9 protein-coding genes are annotated in these 12,533 nt (G+C 45.1%); 4 read left to right on the plus strand and 5 right to left on the minus strand.

Going from position 1 to position 12,533, the window contains the following annotated elements; genetic code table 11:
* On the plus strand, positions 1-262 hold a 262-nt coding region (locus AC1DPK_RS33565; RefSeq protein WP_477512969.1), incomplete at its 5' end, for a cation transporter dimerization domain-containing protein.
* 337 nt (positions 263-599) lie between these two features.
* A complete protein-coding gene (locus tag AC1DPK_RS33570; RefSeq protein WP_477512970.1) occupies positions 600-1,628 on the plus strand; it encodes a C40 family peptidase in 1,029 nt (342 codons plus the stop codon).
* A gap of 61 nt (positions 1,629-1,689) precedes the next feature.
* Here the strand turns inward: AC1DPK_RS33570 and AC1DPK_RS33575 are convergent, their stop codons facing one another.
* From AC1DPK_RS33575 to AC1DPK_RS33585, 3 genes are all read right to left on the minus strand, one after another.
* Positions 1,690-2,334, minus strand: a complete 645-nt coding sequence (locus AC1DPK_RS33575) for a YqaA family protein (RefSeq protein ID WP_477512971.1) — start codon at positions 2,332-2,334, stop codon at positions 1,690-1,692.
* Between the two features lie 402 nt (positions 2,335-2,736).
* On the minus strand, positions 2,737-4,152 hold the full coding sequence (locus AC1DPK_RS33580) for an NAD-dependent malic enzyme (protein ID WP_475443667.1): 1,416 nt from the start codon (positions 4,150-4,152) through the stop codon (positions 2,737-2,739).
* Between the two features lie 83 nt (positions 4,153-4,235).
* The gene (locus AC1DPK_RS33585; RefSeq protein WP_477512972.1) at positions 4,236-5,351 is read right to left on the minus strand and encodes an MGDG synthase family glycosyltransferase; all 1,116 of its coding nucleotides are present in this window, start codon (positions 5,349-5,351) and stop codon (positions 4,236-4,238) included.
* A 204-nt stretch (positions 5,352-5,555) separates the two neighbouring features.
* Between AC1DPK_RS33585 and kapB the strand changes: the two genes are divergently transcribed.
* Positions 5,556-5,951 (plus strand): kinase-associated lipoprotein KapB, encoded by a 396-nt coding sequence (gene kapB / locus AC1DPK_RS33590; RefSeq protein WP_477512973.1) that lies wholly within the window; start codon positions 5,556-5,558, stop codon positions 5,949-5,951.
* A gap of 7 nt (positions 5,952-5,958) precedes the next feature.
* Here the strand turns inward: kapB and AC1DPK_RS33595 are convergent, their stop codons facing one another.
* On the minus strand, positions 5,959-7,308 hold the full coding sequence (locus tag AC1DPK_RS33595) for an SGNH/GDSL hydrolase family protein (RefSeq protein ID WP_477512974.1): 1,350 nt from the start codon (positions 7,306-7,308) through the stop codon (positions 5,959-5,961).
* Between the two features lie 419 nt (positions 7,309-7,727).
* Here AC1DPK_RS33595 and gltB point away from each other — a divergent pair, with 419 nt between their 5' ends.
* On the plus strand, positions 7,728-12,332 hold the full coding sequence (gltB, locus tag AC1DPK_RS33600) for a glutamate synthase large subunit (protein ID WP_477512975.1): 4,605 nt from the start codon (positions 7,728-7,730) through the stop codon (positions 12,330-12,332).
* Between the two features lie 96 nt (positions 12,333-12,428).
* Here the strand turns inward: gltB and AC1DPK_RS33605 are convergent, their stop codons facing one another.
* Complete coding sequence (locus AC1DPK_RS33605) at positions 12,429-12,521, minus strand: IS3 family transposase (protein ID WP_477510785.1); 93 nt, start codon at positions 12,519-12,521, stop codon at positions 12,429-12,431.
* Positions 12,522-12,533 lie beyond the last annotated feature (12 nt).

Consider the following 12,533-nt stretch of genomic DNA (forward strand, 5'->3'; position numbering starts at 1 on the left):
GTCCTCTCTAAGTTCAACAATTGCCAAAACGAAAGGTGTTAAATCGATTAAGGATATTAAAGCTAGAGTACATGGCAGTCATGTACTTGTCGATGTAATCGTTCAGGTTGATCCCGAGCTTACATTGATCGAAAGCCATCAAATAAGTGACGAAATCGAGCGTCGAATGAGTAGGAAGCATAACATAATGAGCATACATGTTCACGTTGAGCCCGATGAGCTAATCGAGAATACAGGGGCAAGTAAGCCGGAAAATCATTAAATCCAATCGGTAATTGTTGCCAAATGAGTTCAAAATCAAAATTTATGGTTCAAATGGCATGAAAGGCTGATTCTGCCAAAAGACCTACTCTTCACATGAAAATCATACAATTTAGTTGCAGTGATGGAGTAAATTTCAAGTGCATATAGGTACTAAGGCATCCTCTTAATTGGGATGTCTTTTTTTTGTGTACATACGACGATTTTGTGGTTCTTAAAACCTATTACGAAGAGGGGTTAAATAGGCTTTTTGGTCGATACTTGTCTAATCTAATCGAATTTACAATGAAGCAGAACCGTGAAACTTAAACTGTTTACACACCAAGGAGGCGTAAGGATTGCAACACAGCATGAAAAAAAGGATGGCAACAGCAACGTTAACGGCAGCATTATTGTTTAGTTCACTTTCAGTTCCAGCAGCGCTGGCGGCTCAGACAACACAAGCAGCAGAGGTACAATCGAGCGTAAATATGCGCACATCACCTTCGACATCAGCATCCATTATTCGCAGTTTAAAGAAAGGCGAACAAATTACGGTGATGAATAAGGTTAATTCATATTGGTATAAAGTAGCAGATTCTTCGGGTAAACAAGGTTACATATCGACCTCATCACAGTATATTGAGCTTCAAACCTCGGTTCCTGCACAAGACGGCAATGCAGTCGCTCTATCTTCTGTTTCTTTCCGAAAGGCGGCATCGACATCGGGTGAACGCATTCGATATTTGAAGAAAGGTGAGCAGGTAACTATCGTAGAAAAGACAAACAGCTATTGGTATGAAGTGAAGGATGGCAACGGTATTCGCGGCTATGTAAGCACAGATTCTTCCTACTTGAAAGTAACTGGGACTATTCCTGGTGGGAATACTGGGGGGAACACGGGCGGCAATGGCGGTGGAACAGTTACGAATCCTGATGTATCAAAAGATAAGCAGGTTGAGAAAATCATAGCTGCAGGGATGAAGTATTTAGGCACCCCTTATGAATACAGTTCTGATCGCAACACGACGACAACTTTTGATTGCTCCGATTTCGTGAGACAAGCCTTTCTTGATGGCGTCTCTCTGAAGCTCCCGGCTGACTCTCGTCAGCAAGGTCAGTACGTAAAGGATAAAGGTTCTATTACGACCAACTGGAAGCAGTTGAAACGCGGTGATATCGTATTCTTTATGTCCTATAAAGGAACGAAGGCATCAGCCTATAATGGAATTGATAAATCTAAAGCTACGATTACTCATGACGGGATTTATTTGGGAGACGGCAAAGTATTGCATACGTATTCGAAAGAGGGGGGCGGTGTTACCGTCAGCAGTATTGAAGGTACCCATTGGGAGTATCGTATACTGTTCGGTGGAAGCGCGTTATAACCTCAAAAAAGCCAGTTAGGATTTATTCCTAACTGGCTTTTTTACATCTGTATGAAATTGCTTATGAATCTATTTGAATTTTCGCATTATCGTTATGTTTAATTTGTTCGTTCTGGACTGCTTCAACTTCTTTGTCCTCGAGCGCTTTCTTCTTGTTACGTCTCTTGCGAAGAAAAAGATAAACAATGAGAATAGGCACGGCTCCTAAAAAGATATACAAGGAAACATCCTTAACCATGCTTTCCGCAGCGCGTCCGTAGAAATAAAATAATGATCCAACAATATAGAACTTTAAGCCCCGGCCAATTGCTGCGTACCCGATTAATCTCCAAAGAGGGAAATTTAAGCAACCAGACAATATTGTAAATACTTTGAATGGAATAGGTGTGAAAGAGCCGATAAGAATGGCTGCTTCGCCATTTTTCTGAAACTTATCCGTAGCGGCATCGATCCATTCTTTTTTTAGAAATTTATATAGAACGGATTTGCCCATAATCTTTCCCAAATAATACCCGACAGGTGTACCTAGGAGGCAGGCGATATAGCCCACAGTGGCCAGCCATAATGCTGTAGATGGATTGAGTATGCTCAATGAAACTTGAAGAAAAAAAGCAGGAATGGGAAATATAACTGCGTCTAGAAACGAATGAATAAACAATCCGAGTGGACCGAAATCCTTTAAAAAATCGACTACGGCTTGAAACATTACCAGGCTCCCTTTCCATCAACTAACCTGCACATAAAGCCTGCTTTTACGAAATATACCGTGTGTAAATTCCACTTATGCTAACATATGCTGCAGCTTGTTGAAAAAGCGCTTTAGCGCTTGATATTTTAATTATAGCATAATTTTTTCGCTTAAGAAGATGATACTTGTCATGTGTTTCATCTCCGCTTCTCTAGTTCCTCTAGACCAAGTGCTTAAGAACGAATACGTGATAACCTGCTTACAGGTTTCAACGTCTTTTTCAGAATATTCTCTCCCAGCATTTTCAATTCTTATGATTATTGATGATTTAGAAAAATTCACGTTGCTAAAAATAAAAAAAAGCTCGTTACGGGGGCCGTAAACGAGCGGAGATTACTACAAAGAATAGAATGGCAGCAGCTACTCCCGAATTTGACGGCGAGAGACACCGCTTTGCTGAGCAGCCTGTATGACGCGTCGCCGTACTTCCTCAACGACTCTCGTGTTGAAGACGCTAGGAACTATATACATAGGGCTCAGTTCTTCATCACTGATAACGGAGGCAATGGCTTCTGCTGCCGCAAGCTTCATCTCTTCATTAATTGTGGCAGCCCGGCTATCGAGCGCTCCACGGAAAATTCCCGGAAAGCAGAGAACATTGTTAATCTGATTAGGATAATCCGATCTCCCCGTAGCAAAAACAGCGACGATATCCTCAGCTAGTTCAGGGCGTATTTCAGGCTCTGGATTCGCCATTGCGAAAACGATTGGATCTTTTGCCATCGTTGTAATATGCTCTCGCGTCAATATGCCGCCGGCCGAAACGCCTATAAAAACATCAGCGCCGTTTAGCGCTTCAGCTAAACCGCCTGTGATGCGCTCTTCATTCGTATGATTAGCATACCACTGCCACATAGGGTTGTCATAAACACAGTCAGCGGACAATATCCCAGCCCGGTCCACACCGATAATATGTTTTGCTCCTCCGGCGATCAGCATTTTTGTACAAGCGGTTCCTGCTGCCCCGATTCCGCAAATAACGATGCGAGCCTCTTGGAGGCTTCGATTTGTCAGCTTCAGCGCATTTAGCAGCCCCGCGTATAATACGACCGCAGTACCATGCTGATCATCATGAAAGACAGGAATATCAAGCTCCTGCTTTAACCTTTGTTCAATTTCAAAGCAGCGAGGGGAGGAAATATCCTCTAAATTAATGCCGCCAAAGGCAGGCGCAATGTTTTTGATCGTTGCAATGATGGTTTCGGTATCCTGCGTGTCGAGGCAGATCGGGAACGCATCGACATCGGCAAATTGCTTGAACAGCATCGCTTTGCCTTCCATGACAGGCATAGCTGCATATGGACCGATATTGCCGAGGCCAAGCACCGCGCTTCCGTCGGAAACGACGGCAACCATATTTCTTTTTATGGTGAGCGTATAAGCTTTGGATGGTTCTTCAGCGATCGCTTGGCATACTCTAGCCACATCCGGCGTATAGACACGGGACAAATCATCGCGGTTTTGGATCGGCGTTTTCGGCTGAATTGAAATTTTTCCTCCAAGATGAAGCAGGAAGGTACGGTCGGATATATGAACGAGCCGAATGCCTTCTAATGATTTCAAGGCTGTCGTAAGCCGTTCTGCTGCGCCATGCTCCGATATTTTCACAGTTAAATCGCGCAAGCTTTTGTTTTTGTCTGTATGTATGACGTCTATGGCGATAATATCGCCTTTGGCTTGTTCGATTGCTGTAGCTGCTCGGCCAAACTGCGCAAGATTCGTATCAATTTCCAACCTCAAAATAATCGTTTTTCCGTCTGTCATCTTCGAACTCATTATAAACAGCTCCCTTCATCAGATATACTATTTGGATAAGGGCATACAATTTATGCTTCATTCTTATTTTAAAAAGAAAACCGTCACTGCATCAGTCGCAGGACGGCGTTTGGACAACTCGTGGGGTCGTATTGTTGATTGCGTTTGGTAAGCAGGCTGTCTCTAAACTGGCCTGAAGCGTAAGGCTCATGAATAAGCTTGAACCACTTATCGACAGTATCGTTCGAATCGAGCATTTCTCCAAATCCGTTATTGATGAAATATTCGCAGTTCTCTTCTTCTTGTCCAGGAATCGGCTCATAAAACAGCATTGGAATTCCTTTGCTCATTCCTTCTGTGCAGGTCATGCCGCCAGGTTTCGTAATTAGAAGATCGGAGACATCCATCAGCTTGTTCACCTCGCGAGTGAAGCCAAGTATACGAATGTTAGGATGCTGAAAAAGGGGATCGGCAAGCATTTTTTCCTTCATCTTCTCGTTTGAGCCAACGCAGTAAATGAGTTGTGTGCTTTCCCGCCATTTGGTCATATATTCAAGGGCATTGTCCTCGTATAAAATTCCCCAACCGCCGCCCATTATGAGTACGGTCGGCATGTTTTTCAAATCAAATTGCGCTCTAATCTCTTCTTTCTCGTATGTATGCCAGAAGTTGGGGTGAACAGGGATTCCTGTTACTTCAATTCGGTCTGTTGTAACCCCTTTTTCCATGAGCCGCTCTTTCACAAGCTCGCTTGAAACGAGGTATTTATTGACTTCTTGGTTTACCCATGACCCATGTGCATCATAGTCTGTAATAAGCGTATATAACCGTATGTCTAGTCCTAGACGTTTGAGCCGAGCAACGACAGCATTCGGTACAGGATGGGTGCATACGATTAGTTCTGGCTTCAGCTGGGATATGACCTGTGACGTTTGGGTATAAAACACACGATGAAGCGCAAGCTGTGTAAAGCGGTTAAGCGACTTCTTATAGTTGCTGCGGTACATAAGACCGACCATCTTTGGTTGTTTGCTTACCGTTTTGCGATATGCAGATATAATCCACGGACCAAGCACCGGATTAAGGAAATTTCCTAACTCGATGACGCGGGTCTGAATCCCYGGACTTAATTGCTTGAGTCCGACAGCGAGCGCATAGGCAGCTTGGGTATGACCAGAGCCAAAGCCTTCAGAGAGCAGAAGCACTCTTTTCTTACGCATTCATTCCACCTACTTTTCTAATTCCATATTACGATGCAAGTGCGACTAACACAAGTTTTATCCGCTAGGGTTGCGAATAATGTGGTGGATAAATTATCCTAGAATGAAGATGTACATGTTATTATTATATGTAACTAAGTAGTCAACTATATTTACATATATTTTACAAGCAAATATAACATAATAAAGTGAGGATGGTTCGATATGGAACGAAATAACCAGGTTGACGATAGTTTGAAAATAGGGGACAACGTTAGAGCTGAAATCCGCTCCGGTCATTATCTAGGTGAGCTTGTTGAAATTAACGGGCCTCGTGCTCTCGTAAAGGTATTAGCTGTGTTAAAGCATCCTGAGCAAGGAGACCTGCATAATCCTTATAATCCAGACGTGCCTATGTTTCATGAGCGTCGTGCACTAAGCTTTACAGAAAAAACAAATGTTTTGCTGCGTGACGTAAAGCGGCATACAGGTACTATTCCTGAGTATAACGATTCTTTAAGAGCTGCCGCAGAAGCCGAAATTGCTTCACTGGATCGACTGCAGCGCTGGGCGGCTAAAGGCTTGGAGCAAATGCAGCAGCTCTTAAAGGAATATAAATAGCTTTATATTATTTATTAATGAAGACGGTTTTTAGAGTATCGCGATAAATCACTTGGAATTGCAATCCTTCTGATAATGCGGCAAGCGGAACATATAACGTGCTTGCTTTGCCAACGGTATGAATAAAAGCAGGCGGTGTATTTAGTGCTTTAACTGCACCGTTTTCACGGAAAGAGGATTGCCCTACCGTTATATCCACCGCTCGATCGGCAACTTTTATAGTTGCCGTCTGCGCAGCGGCGTTCCATTTGGTGGTAGCGCCTAATGCGTCTGCAATGCTCCGAAGCGGTACGAAAGTGCGATTATGAACAACCATTGGTTTATTTGCGCTAATCATTTCTTTTCCATTAACGACAATAGCAATAGCAGCCTCATCATCCTTCGCTCTTGGCTTAACGATGCGATAATCTCCCCAAATGGCCTTCGAAAAGGATTTCCCCATTGCAGCATAACCCGCCCTGCTAGGATGTATGTCCCCTTTTGCAATTGAAGTATAGCTTAGCTCATTATCTATGAAGGAAGATGAGACATTTGCGATTTTAACATTAAATCCTTCTTTCACAAGCCGTTCGATTATCTGATTTAAGCGTTCCCGCAGCTGCTTGATGCTATCCTTCAGAAACAACCGGTCAGCCTCAGGGTAAAGAGGAAAGATGAGCGATCCTACCTTTAATGGAGGAGGGATTGGCAGATATTGATCTGCGATAATGATTTGGGCATTTGGCTGCTGAGAAAGCAGCAATCTTAGAGCAGGCTCAAGCTCCGTCTCGTAAGTGTCCAAAGCCTTGTCCAGCACAGCAGTCGTCTCGGCACGATCGGCACCCTTATTTAACTTGTCGAGAACAGCATACAAGTCGTTGCCGCCTATTGTCATTACGATTAGATCAGCTTCACTTAAGGCAGAGCGGAGCAGCGATGTTTCAACAAATATTCGCTCTGCGCGTGGATCGGGCAGCCCGCTCTGAATATCAGAGCCTTTTACGCTGGCACCGCTCACAACGGCTTCAATCCATCGCTTTAATCCTGATGTTTGGAGCCCTAGCACCCCATAATTGATGTACTCTGCACGAAGTCCATGGAATAAAGCTTGTTCGTATACATGCTCTACGAAGCCATATGGAATGGATTGTTCGGTAAAGCCATATTCGTAGCCGGCAGTTAATGAATCACCAACCGCGACGATGCGGTAAGTGTGATCATCTATCTTTTTGTCAACTACAGAGGCTGCATGAGCAGTAGGAGCGTTATTCCCGGCAGTGCTTATACTTAGTGGAGAGAAAATACCGGTTGTAAGCACGATAGCGATCAATACTGACGATGCAGCGCGAAACGCCGCTTTCCTAAACTTGCTATACAATAAGTACACACTCCTCTGTTAAAATAAAAGGAAATAAAAACTGCTGGGTATGCTATGATGATACTCCGCAGAGAATCGAAGCTAACGCCTTCCAAAACCATCTTCAATAATTGAATTTGTAGTAAAATAGTGCAAACTATTATGAAAATATTAAATTGATTCCGCTTTGGCCTAATGATAAAATAACAGGATAATCGCTATGACGCGGTAAAGGCCGGGTGTGGTCAATTAAACGTTAACGCTCTATAAGAGACGTTTCCGTTTAGCTTAGGAATGTCAAGGAGCAGGCCGGTGTGCCTCGCTGACTACCATTCTATGATAAAACAAGCCAAAAATGAAGCGTAATGCGTATTCATCGGTGCTTAATTTCAACACGTTCACGCTTACCCAAAAATCTTCTCATAGAAAGGTTGCTCACAATGAAAGAACATATTTTGGGATTGCCGCCGAAGCAGGGGCTCTATGATCCGCAGTTTGAGAAAGACGCATGCGGCATGGGCTTTGTGGCCAACATCAAGGGAATCAAGTCACACAAGGTCATTCGCCAAGCGCTGATGCTGCTCGAGAATATGGAGCATCGCGGTGGTCAAGGCAGCGAACCGAATACGGGAGATGGAGCAGGTATTTTACTTCAAATTCCTCATACATTTTTTGCGGCTGAATTAAAGAAGCAAGAAATTGTACTTCCCGTCGAAGGACACTATGCCGTAGGTATGATTTTTATGCCGCAGGATGAAGAAGCTCGCCGTGCAATTGAGCGTGAAGTGGAAACGATCGTTCAAGAGGAGAACCAATCGGTTATCGGTTGGCGTACGGTTCCAACGGATGATAAGAAACTGGGTGAATCCGCATTAGCTGTTAAGCCTTATGTTCGTCAATTGTTTATCGGCATGAACGACAGCCTGAAGGACAATATGGCATTTGAACGCAAATTATATGTTATTCGTAAGCGCGCTGAGCTTGCGATTCGTTATGCCGGCAAAGAAGGCGGCAATATGTTTTACTTCTCTAGCCTATCCTCCAGAAAAATCGTATATAAAGGAATGCTTACGACAGAGCAGGTGCGTTCGTTCTATACCGAGCTGAACGATGAATCCGTTGTTTCGGCAATGGCGCTTGTACATTCCCGTTTTAGTACGAATACATTCCCAAGCTGGGAACGCGCTCATCCTTTCCATTATATGATTCATAACGGAGAAATTAATACCCTTCGCGGCAATGTGAACTGGATGCATGCCCGTCAAACCTTGTTTGCCTCTGAATTGTTCGGTGATGATATCGAGAAAATCAAACCTGTTATTAACCCAGATGGATCGGATACAGCAATGTTCGACAACACGCTGGAGTTCCTATTCTTGTCCGGTCGTTCAATGGCACATGCCGCAATGATGATGGTGCCAGAGCCTTGGTCCAATCATGAGAGCATGAGCGACGAGCGCAAAGCATTTTATGAATACCACAGCACATTGATGGAGCCATGGGATGGCCCAGCTGCGCTTGGTTTTACTGACGGCGTAAAAATCGGTGCGGTGCTTGACCGCAATGGTCTTCGTCCAGCTCGTTATTACGTAACGAAGGACGATCATATTATTCTCGGCTCCGAGGCTGGAACCGTGGAGATTCCGCCAGAGGATATTTTGTACAAAGACCGCTTGCGTCCAGGGCGCATGCTGCTTGTAGATACAGAGCAAGGCCGCATCATTTCTGATGAAGAAGTGAAAGCGGAAATCGAGACCGAGCATCCATATCGCGAATGGCTGAATGAGCATCTTGTTGATTTGGAAGATTTGCCGGAAGCTCCTGAGCTGCCAGAACCAAACCATGCTACTGTTCAAATGAGACAGCAAGCATTCGGATACACATTTGAAGACATTCGCAAAGTGCTTGAGCCGATGGCTGGCAGCGGCATGGAGCCTATCGCTTCAATGGGTTATGATGCACCGCTGGCGGTGTTGTCAGAGCGTCCGCAGCGTTTGTACAATTACTTCAAGCAGTTGTTTGCACAAGTTACGAATCCGCCTATTGATGCGATTCGTGAGGAGATTATTACTGCGACAGGTACAACGATTGGTCCAGAACGCAATCTGCTTAATCCAGAGCCAGAGAGCTGCCGACACATCAAATTGGATACGCCTATTTTGTCTAATGAGCAATTCGCCAAGCTGCGCCATGTGCGCCGTCCTGGCTTCCGTTCCATTACACTCCCGATCTTCTTCCCTGCAAATGAGGGTGAGACGGGCTTGCGCGCTGCGCTTACACAAATGTGTGAAGCGGCTGATCGTGTTATTGCGAAGGGACATAATCTGCTTATTCTATCCGATCGTGGCGTCGACAAGGAAAATGCTGCAATTCCAGCTTTGCTGGCAGTAGCGGCACTGCATCATCATCTTATTCGCCAAGGTACACGGACAAAGGTTGCTATTTTGCTGGAATCCGGCGAACCTCGTGAAGTGCATCACTATGCATTGCTGCTTGGTTACGGCGTAAGCGCAGTTAACCCTTATCTTGCATTTGAATCGCTTGACGACATGATTAAGCAAGGCATGCTTCGCGGCGTATCACATGATAAAGCAGTGAAAAATTATATTAAAGCAGCCACTAAAGGCGTTATTAAAATATTGTCCAAAATGGGTATCTCGACCATTCAATCCTACCGTGGTGCTCAAATTTTTGAAGCGCTCGGTTTGAAAGAAGATGTGATTAACGAGTACTTCACATGGACACCGTCCCGCATCGGCGGCATCGGTCTAGATGTTATTGCTGAAGAGACGTTGAAGCACCATAACCGCGCTTTCGCTGAGCAAGAAGGCGGAGAGAAAGAGCTTGACTCTGGCGGTGATTACCAGTGGCGTAAAGATGGCGAAGACCATTTGTTTACACCGCAAACAATTCATACGCTGCAAATGGCTTCTCGTGCGAATGACTACAAGCTATACAAAAAGTTCTCTGCGCTTGTACAGGGCGAGGACAAAAAACATCTTACGCTTCGTTCTTTGCTCAAGTTTAAGGAAGGCCGTCAAGCCGTTCCGCTTGAGGAAGTTGAATCACTTGAATCCATCGTAAAACGCTTCAAAACAGGTGCGATGTCATTTGGTTCAATCAGTAAAGAAGCCCATGAGAGTCTGGCTATTGCGATGAACCGCCTAGGCGGCAAATCCAATACGGGCGAAGGTGGAGAAGATCCAGCACGCTTTATACCAGATGCGAATGGCGACTCCAGACGCAGTGCGATTAAACAAGTAGCATCGGGACGTTTTGGCGTAACGAGCAACTACTTGGTTAATGCAGATGAGATTCAAATTAAAATGGCTCAAGGCGCTAAGCCTGGTGAGGGCGGTCAACTGCCTGGCCTTAAAGTATATCCTTGGGTAGCCGAGGTTCGTGGTTCCACGCCTGGCGTAGGACTGATCTCGCCGCCGCCGCATCACGATATTTATTCTATTGAGGATTTGGCAGAGCTTGTTCATGACTTGAAAAATGCTAATCCACGCGCAAGAATCAATGTAAAGCTGGTATCTGGTGTTGGCGTTGGTACGATTGCGACTGGCGTTGCGAAAGGCCGCGCAGATGTTATTATGGTCAGCGGTTATGATGGCGGAACTGGAGCTTCTCCAATGGGCTCGATTCGTCACGCAGGTTTGCCGTGGGAGCTTGGTCTTGCAGAAACACATCAAACGCTAATGCTAAACAAATTGCGTGACCGTGTTGTTCTTGAGACAGATGGCAAAATGATGAATGGCCGTGACGTTGCGATTGCTGTACTGCTTGGAGCAGAAGAATATGGCTTCTCGACGGCTCCGCTTATCGTGCTAGGCTGCATCATGATGCGTGTATGCCAATTGGATACTTGTCCAGTAGGCGTTGCAACTCAAAATCCTGAGCTTCGCAAAAAATTTATGGGCGATCCTAGCCATGTTGTTAACTACCTGCGCTTCATTGCTGAAGAGCTGCGTGAGATAATGGCAGAGCTCGGTTTCCGTACCATTCAAGAAATGGTTGGCCGCGTCGATATTTTGGAAACGAAGCAGCTGCTTGAGCATTACAAAGCAAAAGGTATTGATCTCTCTGGCTTGCTGTACGAAGCTGATCTACCACAGGATGCAGTTCGCTACAATGTTCAAGAGCAAAACCATGGTCTTGAATTGTCGCTTGATATGCAGCAGCTCGTTCCACTTGCAAAGGCTGCGATTGAGAATGGCGAGCGCGTGCGCGGAACATTCCCTATTTTGAACACGAACCGTGTTGTTGGTACGATTCTTGGTAGCGAAGTTACCCGTAAATACGGTGCAGCAGGTTTGCCGGAAGATACGATTTCTTACCATTTTGTCGGAACGGCTGGCCAAAGCTTTGGTGCATTCGTGCCAAAAGGAATCACATTGTCAATCGAAGGCGATTCGAATGACTATGTAGGAAAAGGGTTATCCGGCGGTAAAATCATTGTAGCACCGTCACCAAAGGCAACTTTTGTGGCTGAGGACAATGTTATTATCGGTAACACAGCGCTGTATGGTGCTACTAGCGGTCAAGCCTATATCCGCGGTGCAGCTGGCGAACGCTTCGCTGTTCGGAACAGCGGCGCAAATGTAGTTGTAGAAGGTGTCGGCGATCATGGCTGTGAGTATATGACAGGCGGACGCGTCGTTATTCTTGGCCTAACAGGTCGTAACTTTGCGGCAGGTATGTCTGGCGGAGTCGCGTATATCTACGATGAGAAAGGCGATTTCTACAATCATTGCAATCTGGAGATGGTATTGCTGGAGCGCCTAGAAGACTCTGTAGATGTTGCTGAACTTCGTGGTTTGATTGAATCACATGTTAAGTATACAGAGAGTGCGATTGGTAACCGTCTATTGAATGATTGGGAAGCATCGCTTTCGAAATTCGTTAAAGTTATTCCTAAGGACTACAAGCGTATGCTTGAACAGATCCGCAAGGTTGAAGATACAGGCTTAGTGGGCGAAGCGGCACTTCTTGCAGCGTTCGAAGCGAACAAGAAAGAGCTTGCACGCGCAGGCGGCAAGTAATTCAGACTTATTTTATAAATCGTATATACGAGTAAAGGGACTGTCCCTGAAGTGAACTGCACCCCGTCAAGTAGACATTACAAATAATAAAACCTGTTAAACGGCCTTAGTCCTAAACTCCATTGGACTGAGGCCGTTTAGTTTCGCCTGTAATCGTTCGTAATTGTAAAAGTGAATGTAGGCTTCAATGTCCCGTTCAAG

The organism is Paenibacillus sp. 01T424, assembly GCF_056398745.1.